Below are 17218 nucleotides of genomic sequence, written 5' to 3' on the forward strand. Positions count from 1 at the left end.
AATGGAACACTGTTTTGGGCTCAATCATCACGGGCGAGGCCGTTGTCCTTGAACTGCGGCCAGCGTCCTTCGCGGCCCGTGCTCTGGGGCTGTTGCTGGACGTGATGGTCAACGTTGTCCTGCTGGTGCTGATGCTCATCGGTGTGGCCGCGGCCGGCGCCGAACTCGACGAGGCGGCGGCGCGGGCGCTGATGCTCTCCAGCGTCGTGTTCTGCTTTGTGGTTGTCCCGGTGGCGGTGGAAACCCTCAGCCGCGGTCTGTCGCTGGGAAAGCTGGCCGCGGGGCTGCGCGTCGTGCGCGATGACGGTGGCGCCATCCGGTTCCGGCACGCCCTGATCCGCGGTCTTACCGGGTTCCTGGAGATCTACCTCACGCTCGGCGGACTGGCCATTGCCGTGGCCCTCTTCAACGACAGGTCGAAGCGGCTCGGGGACACGATGGCGGGAACCTACGCCCTGCGCAGCCGGGTGCCTGTTGAAGCCGCGGCCCCGGTGTTTATGCCGCCCCGGCTGCGCGCCTGGGCGGAGACAGCAGACATCGGCCGCATACCGGACGCGACGGCACGCCAGGCGTCCCAGTTCGTCCGCCAGGCAGGCAGGATGTCACCGCTGTCCCGTGCCGGCATGGCTGCAACGATTGCCACGGAGCTGGCCAGGCATGTGGCGCCCCCGCCGCCGCCCGGCACGGGCCCCGACGAGTACCTGGCCGCGGTGGTCGCTGAACGGCGCAACAGGGAGCTCGCCCGCCTCCGCGAGGCCCGCCGTCGTAATGCGGTGGTGGGCGAGCGGCTCGGACGGCTTCCGTTCGCGTAACGGCTGGTCAGTTGTCGTATTCCGCCCACGGAATGTTCCAGTCACCGTAGCCGTCCTCGCGCGCGGCGTAGTCCCCTTCGGTGTTAATGATCTGCACTACGTCGCCGGTGGTCATGTTGTTGAAGACCCAGGCCGCGCCGTCGGGGGCGAAACCGATGCAGCCGTGGGAGACGTTGGTGTTGCCGATGTAGGGGAAGGCGGACTCCAGCGCCTGGTGGATGTAGGCGCCGCTCAGCGTCAGGCGGATGGCGTACTCCACATCCACTTCGCCGTAGTAGGCGGGGTCGCCGGGTTTAAGGCCGATGCTGGCCGCCCTGAAGTGGTCGTACCGGTTCTTTTCCATCAGTACGGCATAGCCGCGGGCTGAAGGGAAGCGCTGGTCCCCCATGCTTACCGGGAGCGTCTTGACCACCTGGTCGTTGACGCTGAGTGTGAACGTGTGCGCGGCGGCGTCGGCGATGGCCACCTTTTTATCGCCGAAGTTGACGTTGACTTTTTTGTTGAAATTGGCGATCTGGCCGTTTCCGAGGTCAACGCCGAAAAGCTGCATGTCCATGGTGACCGTGGAGTTGGCCGCCCAGAAGGCCTCCGGCCGGTAGCGGACCATGGTGTCGCTGAACCAGTGGAAGGCACCGGTCTGGCCGGCGCTGGAAGTGATCTTAATGGCCTTTTCCACTTCGGCCCGGTTCACCACGGGTTCGCTGAAGATGACCTGCAGTGGTTGCCCCACGCCAACCTTCATGCCATCCAGCGGGTAGATCGCAGCATCCGCTTCGTGGGTGCTGGAAACCGTGTTGAACGCCCGCGTTGTGCTGGTTTCCCGGCCGGCGCCGTCCGTGACGACGTACGTGTAGCTGTACTCGGTGTTGAACTTGAGGGGTTCGGCCGCGGTCCAGCTGCTGCCGTCATTGGCGAATGTTCCCGGCACGGTGTCGCCGGCCGTGCTGGTGAGCGTGACGCTTTCGATCCGCCCGTTGCCTACTTTTACGGAGACAGGCGCTGCAGGGTTAACCTGCTTGGCGCCGTCGGCCGGCGCCACGTCCAGGGTGACCGGAGCAACCACCGGCGACGCGATGCCGGGAGCGGAACGTGACGCGGAGCCTGCCTCGGATTCCAGCGCAGCATTTGCCAGGCCCGGTGCTACTGCGGCGAATGCTCCGCCGGCAGCCGCCAGGACGCACACCATCGCCACCAGGAAAATCTTCTTGGCGGTTCCGGGGCGGCGTGGCGTCTCGTCAGGCTCCATATACCGATCTTAAGGGCTGGAGGTAACAACCCCGGGCGCACCCGGCGCCCGGGGCGTCACGCCTCAGTAACGATAGTGCTCCGGCTTGTACGGGCCGGCCACGTCGAGGTCCAGGTAGTCAGCCTGTTCCTTGGACAGTTCGGTCAGCTCGACGTCGAGGGCCGCGAGGTGCAGGCGGGCAACCTTTTCGTCCAGGATCTTGGGCAGGACGTATACCTCGTTGACGTATTCCCGTTCGCCTTCAGGCTGGTCACGCTTGGTCCACAGTTCGATTTGCGCGATCGTCTGGTTGGCGAACGAGTTGCTCATGACGAAGGACGGGTGGCCGGTGGCATTGCCAAGGTTCAGGAGCCGCCCCTCGGAAAGGACGATGATGGAGCGCTCTTCCGCGGTCCCGGCGTCGAAGACCCACTCGTGGACCTGCGGCTTGATCTCCACTTTCCTGATGCCGGGGATCCGGGCCAGCCCGGCCATGTCGATCTCGTTGTCAAAGTGGCCGATGTTGCCCACGATGGCCTTGTCACGCATGCCGGCCATGTGCTCGGCCAGGATGACATCCTTGTTGCCCGTGGTGGTGATGAAGATGTGGCCCTCGCCCAGCACGGACTCCAGCTTCGCCACCTGGTAGCCGTCCATGGCTGCTTGGAGCGCGCAGATGGGGTCGATCTCGGTGACGATGACCCGGGAGCCCTGGCCGCGGAACGCCTCGGCGGCGCCCTTGCCGACGTCGCCATAACCACAGACGACGGCGACCTTTCCGCCCATGAGGACGTCGGTGGCGCGGTTGATGCCGTCGGGCAGCGAGTGGCGGATGCCGTACTTGTTGTCGAACTTGCTCTTGGTGACGGAGTCGTTGACGTTGATTGCCGGGAACAGCAGTTTGCCCTGTTCAGCCAGCTGGTAGAGGCGGTGCACGCCGGTGGTGGTCTCCTCGGTGACGCCGCGAAGGCGGGCACCGATGCGGCTCCACTTCTGCGGGTCCTCCTGCAGGGATGCCCGCAGTACGTCCAGGAACACGATGCCTTCTTCGGACTCGTCCGCGGCCGGGGCCGGAACGGCGCCGACGGCCTCGAACTCAACACCCTTGTGGACCAGCATGGTGGCGTCGCCGCCGTCGTCCAGGATCATGTTCGGACCGAGGTCCGGGTTGGTGTCGGCTCCGGGCCAGGTCAGGATCTGCTGGGCTGTCCACCAGTATTCTTCGAGCGTCTCACCCTTCCACGCGAACACGGGAACGCCCTGCGGGTCCTCAACAGTTCCGTTGCCCACCACGACGGCGGCAGCTGCTTCGTCCTGCGTGGAGAAGATGTTGCACGAAGCCCAGCGGACTTCCGCTCCGAGGGCGGTGAGCGTCTCGATCAGCACGGCAGTCTGGACGGTCATGTGGAGGGAACCGGCGATCCGGGCACCCTTAAGCGGCTGGGTGGGGCCAAATTCCGCGCGGAGGGACATGAGGCCTGGCATTTCGTGTTCCGCCAGGCGGATCTGGTGGCGGCCGGCCTCTGCCAGCGAGATGTCGGCAACCTTGTAATCGAAAGTCATGGGGATCCTTTGCTCTGTCCGATGGGGCGACGGCGTCTGTGCGTCTGCGGTGGGTGGTGCGGGTGGTGGGAGTCTTAAGCAGTGCCGGCAGCGGTGCCGGCCGGCCCGGGCAGTGAATCGTGCTGGTCCGAGCTGGCGGCGTTGGCGGCCTGCAGCAGTTCCGGCGGCAGGAGCAGCGGAATGCCGTCCTCGATCGCGTAGCGGAGCTTTTCGCCGGAGTCCCCTGCCGCCGTCGAGACGAGTTCGTCGCCTTCCTGGACCAGCTTCGATCCGGTGACGGGGCAGCGCAGGACTGACAACAGTTCAGGACTGATCTTTGGCATGGTTGATGCTCCCTGAGGGGCCCGCTGGCCCCGGTGGCTGACTGATTAGCAGCCTCCAGCCTACCGCCAGATGGGTGTCAGGACGGTTCACGCAGCACGCGGAGATGGCCACGGCGGGCGCCTTCAGTGCCTGCCGGAGCTTCGAGCGCGGAGTGGGTTGCGCGCTGCCCCTGCGAAGCAGGGGCCTGCGGCGGCAGGGCCGCGGCTTCACGGACGGCATTGGCGAGTGCCAGGAGGTCGTCCGGACCCGGCTGGTGGGGAGTTGACGGCATGGCCAGCCGGAGGACTTCCCAGCCGCGCGGCACTGTCAGTGAGCCGGCATGCTGCTCGCACAAATCGTAACAATGCGGTTCGGCGTAGGTGGCCAGGGGTCCGAGGACGGCGGTGGAGTCGGCGTATACGTACGTCAGAGTAGCCACCGCCGACTGGCGGCAGCCTGACCTTGAACATTGACGGATAGCTCCCACGACATCCCAGACTACTCGCTGTCACGGCAGGTTCGCCGCATTGCGCCCGCACGCCGCGCCATGGCGGGCCCGGTGCGATTGTGTCGCGCAAACGGGCTCCCGGGTTTAGAGTCAATGTATGCAGTCATCGAACCATGATTCAGCTTTTACGGTCCGGTTGGCTGACCCGGGTGTCCGCAGTGAGGACACCGGCTCGGGCTCCACGGGCAGGAGTTTCGCGATGCGTCGGCGGAACAGGCACGGGCGCGGGCTTCGCGGCGAGTTGATGCTCCCCACCCATCCCGCGTACCGGACACGGTCCGACCGCTTTGACGACATGGTTCTCGACTCCGCGCAGCGGCTCCACGATATCTGGGGTAAGACCCTGGACGGTGTCCGGTTTGCGGTCGACGAAATACCTCCGCAGCTCGAACAGCTTGTTGCTGAGGCGGGGGCGGCCCCGATGGGTTCCTACACGCCTGCGACACCCGGTGAAGGGCCGGTCATCACCCTGTACCGCCGCGTTGTGGAACAGGGCTGCGCCAGCCGCGAGGAGCTCCAGGACCTGGTCCACGACGTCGTTGTGGAACACACTGCCGAGATGCTTGGGGTGGCACCGGAAACCCTGGACCCCGTCTACCGTCGACGGTACTGAGTACCTCCGCTGGAGTACTGGCCGCCCGGCTGCCTGCAGTTGCCGGGCCGTCAGTATCCGAGCTTGACCGGAACCTGTTCCTGGCCTGAGGCGGCGGGCATGAGCGCAATCGACGAAATGTCGTCCCGCCCGTCCTGCTGCAGCAGCAGTGCGCCGTAGGCGGCGTCACCCGAGGCAGACACGACATATCCCACTACCACGGATTCCCCGGCCTTCTCCGGAACGTCGATGGACGTGGTGGTTCCCCCGGCGATGTCGGCAGTCGAAGCAGCCTGGATCTTGCCGTCGGCCGTAATGGCGGAGTACGAAATGGAGGCCCGGTCCTCCAAAGCTCCGAAAACAAGGATGCGTCCGCCGCCCTGGGGCACTGGCACTACGTGCTGGCTGCCCAGCCTGACTCCGGCCGGCGCCCACGCGACATCGGAAGCCTGGCCCTCCTTGAGCCCGCGCGTAACCCGTGCCGCAGCCACAAACGACACATCGGAAGTGGCGGCCACTGTGTAGTGTCCTGCCGGCACGCCTGCCAGCGACACCTCCGTTACTGAGCCGGCTTTGGCGGTCACCACTCCCCCGTTCGGCAATGCTTTCTGGCCGTCGCGGCCAAACAGTTTGATCTCCACCACTGCGTCAGACTGCCCCGGCACGGTGAGCTGCAGGGCAGGGCCCGCATCCGCATAGCCCTTTTGGCCGGTGAGCGAGGCGATGGAGCCGCCGTCCTGGATGTCGATCCCTGTCATGACCTGCCGCGCGGCGGGGGCGGCCCCCGGGGAAATAAAATCGACGCCGCCAGGCGTCAGCCCGCGCAGGACACTCTGCTGGATCGCCGCGGCGACGGGGCCACCGGCGCTCCGGACGTGCACGCTCAACTGGGCTTCGCCCGGCGCGAGCCCTGCCAGGACGATGGACCTGGTAGTGCCCGGTGCCACCAGGAGGCCGCGGCTCCCGGGGGCCTGGATCTGGCCTTTGGAGCCGTAGAGTTCCAGGCTGACCGTGGCGGGTGTGGTTGAGGCGTTGCTGAGGGTCAGGACCGAGGTGCGCCCCAACGTGGTGCTGGCTCCGGCGAGCCACACGTCGTTGGAGGGCTGCTGGCAGTTGGCCGCTGCGGACCCCTGGAGGTCGCCGTCGGTGGCCGAGTACTTCATGAGGGCGGCCGCCGACGCCTGCTGGCCCTCACGGGCATCGGCGCTTAGGACGCTCGCGGCGTCCACGGCCTGTTGTTCGATGACGCCGGCCTTGAGCTCCTGCGGACCGGCTGCCCCGCTGGCCTGCGCGCCTCCGCTGCCGATCTCGACGGCGGTGGCCCCGCCAAGCGCCGAAAGCCGGCTGGCGGGCATGACTCCGCCGGGTGCACTGATGACTGCGCCGGAGACGGTGCTGCGGGCGGTTGCGGATTCCGGGCTGAACTGGGGATCGGTGCCGGCTTCGGTGCCTTCCAGCAGCCGGGCCGGACCCGGACAGACTCCGACGCTGGAACCTGCAGGCACAGCGGCCAACGCCGCAGGGAGGGCCCGGCTGCCGGCGGGTTGCGGAGCCAGCGAGGCGGCGGCTACCAGTCCCCCGGCAGCGGCAACAATTGCCGCAGCCGAGGCCAGCCCGGTGAAGAGTCCCCTGCGGGCCGACTTTCCCCGCTGCGGGGAAGTGTCCTTATGCATTCTGGTGTTCCTTACGCAAGGAGCCCTCGTCCCGGGACAGCCCGGCGTTGGGGCGGCGGGCCGGCATGGGGACCGCGAGCATGACGGTGAGCCCGATGACCGTGATCTGCAGGATGCCGGACCACACGGCCCAGGGATTCTCGTAGCGGATGGTGAGCTGCCCTGCCGAAGGCGGCAAAGTGAAAGCCTGCGCCCAGCCGGACGTGGTGGAGGTGAGCTTCCGGCCATCGAACCAGGCGCTCCAGCCGGGATCGGAGCGTTCTGCAAGCACCACGAGCCGTCCGTCCGTTCCCTCCGGAACTGACGTGTCGACGTCGTCGAAACCCGAGGGCAGCAGCGCGACGGTGGCGCCGTCGCCGTCGATGATCCGGGCTCGGTGGGCAACGTCCGCGGGCTGCAGAACGGGCTGGTTCAGGGGTGTGATCCGCCAGAGCCAGCCGACGTCCGTCTGTCCGACGGCGATGAGTCCCGGCACAGCGTCCATCCTGCTGGCGGTGAGCTGCGCTGCGGTGTCGGCGGAACGCAGGACCACGAAGCCTGCGCCGAGCTGTTCCAGTTCAGGGCGGGGGTCCACGCCCTGTCCGGCGACGATGGTTGCGACCACGCTGCGGAGGGCTGCGGTGACGGTGTCGTCGTCGCGGACTGTTTCGGTGCCGGGCGCGCCGAGGATGTTCCGGGCGGACGCGATGGCGGACAGGCTGTCCAGGGTGGTGCCGGCACCGCGCATCAGGGCGGCGTTGAAGGTGCCGTCGTCCGAGGTGCTGATCAGGAGCGTTCGTGTTTGCTCCGGGCCTGTTCCCCGGTCGATGGCGGTGGCGGGGAGGGTCCTGGGATCGCCGGCCTCCACGAGCCGGGGCGCTCCCAGCGGGTCGCCCGCTGTACCGGCAGGCAGGCCCGCCGCGGTGGTTGACCGGAGCAGGTTCTGCCCGGACCAGGCCGCCATTCCGGCCATGGGGCCGGCCAGCAGGACGACCGTGGCCAGGGCGACGGCAGACCGCACCACAATTTTCCGGGGGCCTCGTGCCGCTGAGGCCTTGTCTGCAGCGTCGAGGAGCCGCTCGGCGCCGATCAGTGCAGCCCCCAGCAGGGCGAAGCCGGCGGCCGAGACCGAAGGACCGGTGAAAGGGGTCACCACGGTGTCCGCGTTGACACCTGTGGCAACGTGGCTGGCCAGCCAGCCGGCGGCGAGGACAACGAGTGCCGCCATCCAGAGGGCGCGGGCCGCGCGGCTCCGCTTGCCGGGCAGCAGGAGGGCCAGGACGGCGAGGACCAGCACGGGCACGGCTACCAGCAGGGCGAGCAGCAGGGCCCACGGCACATCGCCGCTGAAGAACGGAAGCCCGGACAGTCCGCCGTCGGGCGTGAACCGGATGGGCTGCCCGAGTATTTGCTGCCACAGGGGTGCGCCCACAAAGCCGAGCGGCACGCCGGGATCAGCCAGCAGGGCACGGGGCCTGTCCAGCACGGACAAAGCGAAGGGGATGAACAGCGCGGCGCTGGGAAGGAGGGCCCACCACACGGTGCGGCCGCGCCGGCCGGGCAACAGGCCGCAGAGAATGATGACGACGGCGGCGGGGCCAAGCAGCGAAGGCGCGGATGCAGTCGCCACCGCAAGGGCCAGGCCAGCGGCCGCTGCAGCAGTCCAGGATGGCATGCCGTTGATTCCTGGTTTCTCCGGCGGCCTTTCGGTGAACCGCCTGTCGCCGGGCGTGGGCAGCAGGAAGCGCCCCTGGCCAAGGGCCGTGCCGGTGGCGCGGAGCAGCGCCAGGACCACCAGCGGAATCATCAGGTGGGCGATCAGGGCGCCAATACGGCCCTGGTTCAGGGCGACCTGCAGTGCAGGAGCGGCGGCCCAGAAAAGGGCGGCGATGAAGCGGAACCGGCGCCGCAGCGTCAGGGCTCCTGACGCGAACCACGCCGTCAGGCCGGACAGCGGGGCTGCCAGCAGGAGCAGCCAGGCCATGGCGCTGTTTGCATCTCCCCCACCCAGGACGCCCACGATCCACAGCACATAGCCGAACGGATCCCCCTTGCCGGGCAGCCCGGCGCCCAGGCTGATCCACCAACTGGACGCGTGGTGCCAGATTTCGCCAAGCGTCGATGAAACGGGGATGAGGGCGCCGCCGGAGGCAGCCTCGGCACGGAAAAGACCGGTCAGTGCAGTCAGTGATGCTGCAGCGGCGATGAGTACTGCTGCCAGAGCGCCGTTACCCACCCAGGCGCGCTCGCTGCTGGTCAGTGCCGCGAAGTCATCGGCGGAGTCACCGCTGGGCTGGTTGGCGAGTGGATCCTTTTCCAGGCCTTCTGACGGCGAGGCGTCGGATCCCAGCGCTTCCATGAGGGAACGGCGGTGGCTCCAGACCTCGCGGCGGGAGGTCTGCAGCTTACTGACGACTGACCGGCGGATCCGTCGCGTCCGGGCGGCCGTTCGACGCGCCTTCGCCACCGCCCCCGGCCTTCCCAGCGCCGCCAGGGTGGCCGCGAATTGGGCAAAGCCGTGCCCGGGATCCTTCACCGCGATGCTGAGGACAAGTTTGAAGATGCTCCCCAGGAGCGCGCCGACCGCGTGCAGCGGCACTTTCCACAGCGGCGAGTGCTTGAGCCGCAGATGAACCTGTGCTTTCCTTGCCGCAGACGCATTCCCGAGGGCATGCGGCCTGTGCGCCACATGGAACATCCGTGCGGTGGGCACAACCACGACGCGGTGTCCGGCGAGGCGGTTCCGCCAGCAGAAGTCGATGTCGTCGCCGCTGCCGGGCAGCGCCGGGTCAAACCCCTGCAGCTGTTCCCAGACGTCCCGGCGGACGAGCATTCCGGCAGAATTCACGGCGAAGGTGTCGCTGCGGCCGTCGTACTGGCCCTGGTCCAGTTCGTCGGCGTCGATCAGCGTGAGGCGCTCGGCCCACCTGCTGGTGGAAAGACCGACGTCGATCAGCCTGCGTTCGGCGTGCCAGTCCAGTTGCTTACAGCCGGCCACCGTGACCGAGGGTGCACGCTCCACTGCGCCCAGCAGTTCGGCCAGCGCTTCGGGGGCGGGCGCCGCGTCGTCGTGAAGCAGCCAGATCCACTCCCGGCCGGAATGTTCAGGTTGCCCGGTCCAGGGTGACAGGGCCTCAAGACCGGCACGCACGGCGCCGCCCATACCGGACCTGGCGTGCGGGTACGTGATGACGTTGGCTCCGCCGAGAGCCCGCGCCAGCAGGGTTTCGGAGTCATCCTTGGAGCCTGTGTCCACACCGATGACCGAGTCGACAGGCCGGGTCTGGTCCGCGAGGGCAGCCAGGGTTCTGGGGAGATAGGCACTGCCGTTGTGGGACACCACAACGGCAGTGACGTGCACTTCCTGAAGAATTAGATTGCTCGCTTCCTTAGCCGCCGGCGCTCACGCTCGGAAAGGCCTCCCCAAATGCCAAACCGTTCGTCATTAGCCAGCGCATATTCAAGGCATTGGGACCGCACGTTGCACGCACCGCAGACCTTCTTGGCGTCGCGGGTGGATCCGCCCTTTTCAGGGAAGAATGCTTCCGGATCAGTCTGGGCGCAGAGCGCGTCAGTCTGCCAGCCCAGTTCGCCTTCGTCATCGAAGTCCTGCTGGAAAGGCAGCCCGATCCACACCGGCTGCGAGGTGGTTCCGTTGGGCGTCTGCAGCTCCATGGGTGGATCCAGGTCGTCATCGTCCTGGTCCTGTCCCCCGTCCAGCAGGGCTTCATGGGCTGCGAGGAAAGCAGTGGCCTGATCCTCGAAAGACTCTTTGGTGTTGCGGTTGTAGCGTTCAGCGGCGTCGGGATCCGCAGGATCCACGTACCAATCGCTCGGCACACCTCGTGAACGGTACTTAGCCGTTGCCTGACCGGCGACGACTGCATCTTCATGGATACGCTCTGCTTGCCCCACGGCGACCCTCCTGATGTTGCTGCCCCTGCCTGGATACTTGGACACTCGGTTGTGTGCCGGTATTTGCGCAATGGCGTTCGATATCTAATTACACGTGTGTAACTACAGGCGAGTCAAGCCGTGGAGGGATAATAATCAACTCCTGCGGCCAAATACGCGCACGCCACGCCCGGCAATTTTCGCCGACACGCCTGCCGGGCAGGAGGGCTGGAACCCAACGGAGCGCGCATTCCCCCGGATCCCAAGGAATCCGGGGGGAAAATACAGCCTGGAGCCGAATAACGCAAGCGAAATGAGAAAATACTGTGAGTAAGATCACAGCTAATTCGCGGATGTAAGTCGCCGGTTTCGGACCGGCCCGAGGCCCGAATTTCCGGTGACGGGTCCCGGCGCCCGTGGCAAGATGTAGCCATGAGCATCCCGGCGATCGATCTGATGACAACTCTGCGCTCCGGCCACTCCACCTCACCACGGCTGACCTGGTACGGGCCGGATTCCGAGCGCGTGGAGCTATCGGGGCGGGTGCTGGACAACTGGGTTGCCAAGACGAGCAACCTGCTGCAGGACGAACTCGACGCCGAACCCGGGATGCGACTGGGCCTTGCCCTTCCGGCGCACTGGAAGTCGGTTATCTGGGCGCTGGCAGCCTGGCAACTCGGGATGGAGACAGTCCTGGACGGCGGTGATGCAGACTACCTCGTGACGGACCGGCCCGACTCATCAGGCAGGCACGACGCCGTTATCGCCGTTGCCCTCCCCGCCCTCGCCATGCGCTGGCCGGGTGAGCTGCCCGCCGGGTCCATCGATTACGCTTCCGAAGTCCGTTCCCACGGTGACGTTTTTATGGCCCACACCGATCCCTCGGCCTCGGTGTGCGCCATCCGCGCCCACGACGGCCAGCAGCACCTCCACGAGGGTCTGCTCACGGGATTCGCCGCCCCGCACGAAGACGGCGTACGCCTGCTGGTTGCGGCCGCCGACGGCCTCGAAGCGGCGTTGTCGAACTCACTTGGAGCCTGGAGCAGCGGCGGATCCGTGCTGCTTGCACACCCGGATGTTGAGCTGACCGACAAGCTCCTGGCCGCAGAACGCATCCACGGCAAGTAGGGACTCGGACCGGCGCTGTCCGTGAGAGCCGGAACCCCGGAGGCTAGGGCTGCCGGGGGGTTTCCGAGGGGTCCTTGTCCAGTTGTTCCCCACGCTGGGCAGCGGCGGCAGCGGCCTTCTCGTGGTGGTGCAGCTCGATGAGCTCGTGGTCGTGGGAGAACTCCGGCTCCTGGTCCAGTTCTTCATTGAACACAAGGAAGCGGTAGGCGAAGAAGCGGACCACCGTTGCTACCAAAATCCCCACAACTCCGGCGGCGAACAGCATGTTCTTGTCAGTCACGTTGAACGAGTACTTGGCCAGGGCAGTGAATCCTGTGGAGATCCCAATCCCAATGCCGTTGATGAGTATGAACATCAGGAACTCGCGGAGAACGTTGGCCTGCCGCCTGTGCCGGAACGTCCACATCCGGTTGGCGATCCAGGAGAAAATCGTCGCGATGCTCGCGCCGACGAAGCGCGCTTTGGCTTCGCTGTCGGTCATCGGGCCGTGCATGAGGTAATACGTCAGTCCGTTATCAATGACGAAGGCAACACCGCCGACAGCTCCGAATTTGGCTACCTCACGCCAAAAAAGCGAGGCTAGCCCCCGGATACGATCTGCGAGTGCGTTATACATGACCCTCCATGGCCGTCAGAACTTTGGGCCACACGGCCAAAGGCCCATTTTAGCGCTGAAATCACCCGAGCTGCCTCCGCCCCTGGGAAACTGAGGGCCGAATTACCCTAAATTCGGCCTCCGTGGCGCCGGAAAGCCGGGATCCGGCGCGCTTTTCTGTAGGCTGGCACTTGTGACTTTTCCAGTAATCGGCGTGGTTGGCGGCGGCCAGCTAGCGCGCATGATGGCCCCAGCCGCCACCGCCCTAGGCTTTGAACTCCGAGTCCTGGCCGAGGCGGAGGACGTCTCCGCCGTATCGGCCGTTGCCACCTCGCCCGTGGGCGACTACCGGGATCTCCAGACGCTCCTGGACTTCGCGCAGGGCCTCGATGTCATGACGTTCGACCATGAACACGTGCCCACGGACCACCTCCGGGAGCTTCTGGCTGCGGGCGTGAACGTCCAGCCGGGTCCGGATGCCCTGGTCAATGCGCAGGACAAACTGGTGATGCGGGCAGCCATCGAAAGGCTGGAGCTTCCGAACCCTGCCTGGGCCGCGGTCCAGGATGTGGCGGCCCTGGTCAGCTTCGGCGACCGGATCGGCTGGCCGGTGGTCCTCAAAATGCCCCGCGGCGGCTATGACGGCAAGGGTGTGCGGATTGTCGACTCCGCCGACGACGCCGCAGAGGCCGCACCCTGGTTCGAAGCCATGAGCCCTCTCCTCGCCGAAGCCAAGGTGGACTTCAGCCGGGAACTGTCGGCCCTGGTGGCACGCACCCCTGACGGCGAGTCACGGGCCTGGCCCGTTGCCCACACGATTCAGGTGGACGGTGTCGCAGACGAAGTCATCGCGCCCGCCCTGGATATCGCAGTGGACGTAGCGGCGGCAGCTGAAGACGCAGCCCTGCGGATCGCCGGCGAACTCGGCGTGACGGGGGTAATGGCCGTGGAACTTTTCGAAACACCGGGAAGCGGTGCGGGATTCCTCATCAACGAGCTGGCCATGCGGCCGCACAACACAGGCCATTGGACCCAGGACGGCTCTGTCACCAGCCAGTTTGAACAGCACCTCCGGGCCGTGCTGAACCTCCCGCTGGGCGCCACTGACGTCCTCGGGCCGGTTGTTGTTATGAAGAACATCCTGGGCGGAGACAACCAGGATCTCTTTTCCGCGTATCCGGCCGCCCTCTCCAGCGAGCCGGCAGCGAAGGTCCACTGCTACGGCAAGTCGGTGCGGCCCGGACGAAAGATTGGCCACGTCAACCTGGTGGGTGCCTCCACTGACGACGTGGACTCGGTCCGGCAGCGTGCCTCCAGGGTGGCTGGCATCATCCGCGACGGCCGGGTTCCGGCCGAAGAATCAGCACGGATTTCCGAGGAGAACTCATGAGCACTGAAACTTCACCAGACACCAGCATCACTGAAACCAGCCCCATTGTCGGCCTGGTCATGGGCTCGGACTCGGATTGGCCGGTCATGGAAGCCGCGGCAGACGCGCTGGCCGAATTCGGCATACCTTTTGAAGCGGACGTGGTGTCCGCGCACCGGATGCCTGCTGAAATGATCCGCTACGGCCAGACGGCCCACGAACGCGGGCTCCGGGTCATCATTGCCGGCGCCGGGGGCGCTGCGCACCTTCCGGGCATGCTCGCGAGCGTGACGCCCCTGCCTGTCATCGGAGTCCCGGTCCCACTGAAGACCCTGGACGGAATGGACTCCCTCCTGTCCATCGTCCAGATGCCGGCCGGCGTCCCGGTGGCCACCGTTTCGATCGCCGGTGCCCGCAACGCAGGCCTGCTGGCGGTCCGCATCCTGGCATCGGGCACGGACGAACTGGCCGCCTCACTCCGGGCCGACCTCCTGGACTTCGCCCAGGAGCTCAATGAGGTTGCCACCCGGAAGGGCGCCAACCTCAGGCAGAAAGTCAGCGAAGTCTTCGCTGACGGCAATGGTGTCCTCCGGGGCAGCCGCTAAGGCACCGCAACATGTCCAGAAGCGAAACGCAGCAGCCCTCAGCCGGAGCGGTCATGACTGATCCCGTCCGGTATCCGTCCAGCGCCTCGGCCCCGGTGCGGACCAAACGGGCCTTTGTCCTGCTGCTGATGACCCTCCTGGTGCCGGGCAGTGCCCAAATTGTGGCCGGCGACCGGAAGCTCGGCCGCATCGCGCTGCGGATAACCCTGTGCGTCTGGGCGTTGCTGGTGGCCACCCTCCTGCTGCTGGTCCTCAACCGGTCACTGCTGATCAACATCCTGACCAATCCGTTTGCCTCGCTGCTGATCGTTGTGGTCCTGGTTGCCCTCGCCCTCGGGTGGGCTTTCCTCTTCATCAACACCCTCCGGCTGATCCGCCCTGTGCTGCTGGCCCCCGGGGCGCGTCCCGCCGTTGGCATTGCCCTGGTCCTTGCCCTGGTCCTGAGCAGCGGCTCGCTGGGTTACGCCGCCTACCTGCTGAACGTGGGCCGCAACGCCATCGGCAGCATTTTCTCGGCCGGCCCGGCGATCGATCCTGTAGACGGACGCTACAACTTCCTGATGATGGGCGGCGACGCGGGCGATGACCGCACCGGCCGGCGGCCGGACAGCCTCTCCGTACTCAGCGTTGATGCCAAGACCGGCCAGACGGCCATCATCTCCGTGCCGCGCAACCTCCAGAACGCCCAGTTCAGCGAGGGCTCCCCCATGCGCCAGATCTATCCGGACGGCTACGACTGCGGCAACGAATGCCTGATCAACGCCATCAACACCGAAGTCACCAACGAGCACACGGACCTCTACCCCGGCGTGGCCGATCCCGGCGCCCAGGCCACGCTTGAAGCCGTCTCGGGCACCCTCGGCATCACCGTCCAGGCCTACGTGCTGGTTGACATGGACGGCTTCGCCAAGCTGATCGACGCCATGGGCGGAATCCGGATCAAGGCGGGCGGCTGGGTACCCATGAGCGGCAACATGATCGACGAAGCCAACGGCATCCACGGCATGCCGCTGGGCTGGATCCCCGCCGGCGAACAGCACCTGGACGGCTACCACGCACTCTGGTACGGACGCTCCCGCGAATTCGTCGACGACTACGCCCGCATCCAACGCCAGCAGTGCGTCCAGCAGGCCATGCTGAAGCAGCTGGACCCGGCCACGCTGCTGTCCAAATTCGAGGACATTGCCAACGCAGGCACCAAGGTTGTGGACTCAAACATCTCCTCGTCCCAGCTGGGCAGTTTTGTGGACCTCGCCATGAAGGCCAAGGGCCAGGAGGTGAAGCGGCTCACCATCGGACCGCCCGATTTTGACGCGTCCTTCTCCACCGTGCCGGACTTCGACGTCATCCACGAGAAGGTGGACCAGCTGCTTGCCTCCGCATCGGGACCGCAGGCCGCTGCGCCCGTTGACGGCTTCGTGCAGACCCCCGCGGCGGGCGGCCGGCTGCAGGCATCCGGCCCGCAGCAGCCCACTGTGCTGGCAGCTGGCAGCGCCCTGGCACAGCAGCCCACCCCGCCGTCGTCGGACTTCACCCCCGTGACCACCACCCCCGACGGCGAACCGATCACCGAGGCGATGCTGAACCAGCTCAAGAGCGAAGGCGACGAGCAGACACTCCGTGAACTGGTCGCCTCGAACGGCCAGTGCGCGCCGCTGTAACCTGCTTCCCCGTAGACCGCCTGCCCGTATACCTGAAGACCAAGAAATGGACACCCGCTGTGTACGAAATTGAGAATGTCCTCCGCGATTATGCCTGGGGATCCACGACGGCGATCGCAGGGCTCCTGGGCCGCACCGAGTCCGGCGGCCCGGAAGCTGAGCTCTGGATTGGCGCGCACCCGGACTCCCCCTCCGTCGCACGGCTGCCGGACGGTTCCACGGTGCCGCTGGACCAGCTGATCGCCGGCGATCCCGAACATTTCCTCGGCGCTGAATCGGTGGCAGGATTTGGACCGCGGCTTCCGTTCCTCACCAAGGTCCTCGCGGCAGCCCAGCCGCTCTCGCTCCAGGTCCACCCCAGCCTCGAGCAGGCAAGGGCCGGATTCGCCCGGGAAAATGCTGAAGGTGTCGCGGCCGACGCGGCCCACCGGAACTACCGCGATGACAACCACAAGCCTGAAATGATCTTTGCCCTGACGCCCTTTGAGGCGTTGTGCGGCTTCCGCGCTGCGGCTGAAACACGCCGCATCCTGCTCCACCTGGCGGCCGCCTTCGACGCCGCCGGGGCCGGCCGTCCGCAGCTCCTGACCGACCTGCTGGAGGACCTCGGTGAGGCTGACGAGGGCGCCGGGCTCCGTAAGGCCTTCGAACGGCTGATCCCGGGCGGGCCCGCCGTGGCTGAGGCTACTGCGCTGGTGGCGGGTGTGCTGGTCTCCGGCGCATCCCTTGAGCCGTACCGGTCCGAGCTGTCCACGGTGATCAGCCTCAATGAGAAATACCCGGGCGATCCCGGCGTGCTGATTTCGCTGCTGCTGAACCGGATTTCGCTGGCTCCGGGTGAAGCCGTCTACCTCCCCGCCGGCAACGTGCACGCCTACCTGCATGGCCTGGGTGTGGAGGTCATGGCATCGTCCGACAACGTGCTCCGCGGCGGGCTGACGCCCAAGTTCATCGATGTACCCGAACTCCTGCGCACCATCGAGTTTCAGCCGGTGGCAGTGCCGATGCTGGCCGCCGGGATTTCCGGCCTCGGCCAGGAGCTCTACCAGCCGCCGTTCCGGGAATTCCAGCTGCAGCGGATCGAGCTGGCCCCGGGCGCTGCCCCCGTACCGCTGGCCCAGTCCGGGGCGGCCGTGGTGATCGTGGTCGCGGGGTCTGTCTACCTCGACTCGCCCAAGGGCGACTTGCAGCTGGGCCGGGGTGGGAGCGCCTTCCTGGCTGCCGCCGAGGCTCCGGTCAACGTCCACCCGGTCGCCGGGGCGGAAGCACCCGCCGTCGCGTTCGCCGTCACCACATCGATGAGGGCCTGAC

General features: G+C 66.6%; 15 protein-coding genes. 7 read left to right on the top strand and 8 right to left on the bottom strand.

Translation table 11 applies throughout. The annotated features are described in order from the left end of the window. Positions 1–14: 14 nt before the first annotated feature. On the top strand, positions 15–812 hold the full coding sequence (locus J2X42_RS19295) for an RDD family protein (RefSeq protein ID WP_310167601.1): 798 nt from the start codon (positions 15–17) through the stop codon (positions 810–812). Between the two features lie 7 nt (positions 813–819). Here J2X42_RS19295 and J2X42_RS19300 read toward each other — a convergent pair whose 3' ends face one another. The 4 genes from J2X42_RS19300 to J2X42_RS19315 form a co-directional block, all read right to left on the bottom strand. Beyond that, positions 820–2058 (bottom strand): Ig-like domain-containing protein, encoded by a 1239-nt coding sequence (locus J2X42_RS19300; RefSeq protein WP_310167499.1) that lies wholly within the window; start codon positions 2056–2058, stop codon positions 820–822. A 63-nt stretch (positions 2059–2121) separates the two neighbouring features. Continuing rightward, positions 2122–3600 (bottom strand): adenosylhomocysteinase, encoded by a 1479-nt coding sequence (gene ahcY, locus J2X42_RS19305; protein WP_310167500.1) that lies wholly within the window; start codon positions 3598–3600, stop codon positions 2122–2124. Positions 3601–3674: 74 nt separating this feature from the next. After that, positions 3675–3923, bottom strand: a complete 249-nt coding sequence (locus J2X42_RS19310; protein WP_310167501.1) for a hypothetical protein — start codon at positions 3921–3923, stop codon at positions 3675–3677. A 77-nt stretch (positions 3924–4000) separates the two neighbouring features. After that, positions 4001–4390, bottom strand: a complete 390-nt coding sequence (locus J2X42_RS19315; RefSeq protein WP_131132658.1) for a DUF3499 domain-containing protein — start codon at positions 4388–4390, stop codon at positions 4001–4003. A gap of 118 nt (positions 4391–4508) precedes the next feature. On the opposite strand from J2X42_RS19315, the gene J2X42_RS19320 reads away from it, so the two are divergent. Continuing rightward, on the top strand, positions 4509–5024 hold the full coding sequence (locus tag J2X42_RS19320) for a metallopeptidase family protein (protein WP_310167502.1): 516 nt from the start codon (positions 4509–4511) through the stop codon (positions 5022–5024). A 50-nt stretch (positions 5025–5074) separates the two neighbouring features. Here the strand turns inward: J2X42_RS19320 and J2X42_RS19325 are convergent, their stop codons facing one another. Genes J2X42_RS19325 through J2X42_RS19335 form a run of 3 tightly spaced genes read right to left on the bottom strand, consistent with a single transcriptional unit; the run spans position 5075 to position 10570 of the window. Beyond that, complete coding sequence (locus tag J2X42_RS19325; protein WP_310167504.1) at positions 5075–6676, bottom strand: DUF5719 family protein; 1602 nt, start codon at positions 6674–6676, stop codon at positions 5075–5077. After that, on the bottom strand, positions 6669–10016 hold the full coding sequence (locus J2X42_RS19330; protein WP_310167505.1) for a glycosyltransferase family 2 protein: 3348 nt from the start codon (positions 10014–10016) through the stop codon (positions 6669–6671). Before J2X42_RS19330 ends, J2X42_RS19325 begins: the two co-directional genes overlap by 8 nt. Positions 10017–10027: 11 nt before the next feature. Further along, positions 10028–10570, bottom strand: a complete 543-nt coding sequence (locus J2X42_RS19335) for a WhiB family transcriptional regulator (protein ID WP_310167507.1) — start codon at positions 10568–10570, stop codon at positions 10028–10030. Between the two features lie 411 nt (positions 10571–10981). Between J2X42_RS19335 and J2X42_RS19340 the strand changes: the two genes are divergently transcribed. Beyond that, a complete protein-coding gene (locus J2X42_RS19340) occupies positions 10982–11677 on the top strand; it encodes a TIGR03089 family protein (protein WP_310167508.1) in 696 nt (231 codons plus the stop codon). A 43-nt stretch (positions 11678–11720) separates the two neighbouring features. On the opposite strand, the gene J2X42_RS19345 is transcribed toward J2X42_RS19340, so the two are convergent. Then, on the bottom strand, positions 11721–12293 hold the full coding sequence (locus J2X42_RS19345; RefSeq protein WP_310167510.1) for a GtrA family protein: 573 nt from the start codon (positions 12291–12293) through the stop codon (positions 11721–11723). Positions 12294–12465: 172 nt separating this feature from the next. On the opposite strand from J2X42_RS19345, the gene J2X42_RS19350 reads away from it, so the two are divergent. Genes J2X42_RS19350 through manA form a run of 4 tightly spaced genes read left to right on the top strand, consistent with a single transcriptional unit; the run spans position 12466 to position 17217 of the window. Continuing rightward, complete coding sequence (locus J2X42_RS19350) at positions 12466–13662, top strand: 5-(carboxyamino)imidazole ribonucleotide synthase (RefSeq protein ID WP_310167511.1); 1197 nt, start codon at positions 12466–12468, stop codon at positions 13660–13662. Further along, on the top strand, positions 13659–14246 hold the full coding sequence (gene purE, locus J2X42_RS19355; protein ID WP_310167512.1) for a 5-(carboxyamino)imidazole ribonucleotide mutase: 588 nt from the start codon (positions 13659–13661) through the stop codon (positions 14244–14246). The genes J2X42_RS19350 and purE overlap by 4 nt, the downstream gene beginning before the upstream one ends. A gap of 11 nt (positions 14247–14257) precedes the next feature. Next, on the top strand, positions 14258–15907 hold the full coding sequence (locus J2X42_RS19360) for an LCP family protein (protein ID WP_310167513.1): 1650 nt from the start codon (positions 14258–14260) through the stop codon (positions 15905–15907). A 59-nt stretch (positions 15908–15966) separates the two neighbouring features. Next, positions 15967–17217, top strand: coding sequence for a mannose-6-phosphate isomerase, class I (gene manA, locus J2X42_RS19365; RefSeq protein ID WP_310167514.1), 1251 nt, complete (start codon positions 15967–15969; stop codon positions 17215–17217). Position 17218 lies beyond the last annotated feature (1 nt).

The sequence above is a fragment of the Arthrobacter sp. BE255 genome, from assembly GCF_031457335.1.
GTDB lineage: Bacteria > Actinomycetota > Actinomycetes > Actinomycetales > Micrococcaceae > Arthrobacter.

What these genes read in the sequence shown, in the direction of transcription:
- J2X42_RS19300 (WP_310167499.1), bottom strand. Translation starts at nt 2,058, where the DNA reads ATGGAGCCTGACGAGACGCCACGCCGCCCCGGAACCGCCAAGAAGATT.
- ahcY (WP_310167500.1), bottom strand. Translation starts at nt 3,600, where the DNA reads ATGACTTTCGATTACAAGGTTGCCGACATCTCGCTGGCAGAGGCCGGC.
- J2X42_RS19310 (WP_310167501.1), bottom strand. Translation starts at nt 3,923, where the DNA reads ATGCCAAAGATCAGTCCTGAACTGTTGTCAGTCCTGCGCTGCCCCGTC.
- J2X42_RS19320 (WP_310167502.1), top strand. Translation starts at nt 4,509, where the DNA reads ATGCAGTCATCGAACCATGATTCAGCTTTTACGGTCCGGTTGGCTGAC.
- J2X42_RS19325 (WP_310167504.1), bottom strand. Translation starts at nt 6,676, where the DNA reads ATGCATAAGGACACTTCCCCGCAGCGGGGAAAGTCGGCCCGCAGGGGA.
- J2X42_RS19340 (WP_310167508.1), top strand. Translation starts at nt 10,982, where the DNA reads ATGAGCATCCCGGCGATCGATCTGATGACAACTCTGCGCTCCGGCCAC.
- J2X42_RS19345 (WP_310167510.1), bottom strand. Translation starts at nt 12,293, where the DNA reads ATGTATAACGCACTCGCAGATCGTATCCGGGGGCTAGCCTCGCTTTTT.
- purE (WP_310167512.1), top strand. Translation starts at nt 13,659, where the DNA reads ATGAGCACTGAAACTTCACCAGACACCAGCATCACTGAAACCAGCCCC.
- J2X42_RS19360 (WP_310167513.1), top strand. Translation starts at nt 14,258, where the DNA reads ATGTCCAGAAGCGAAACGCAGCAGCCCTCAGCCGGAGCGGTCATGACT.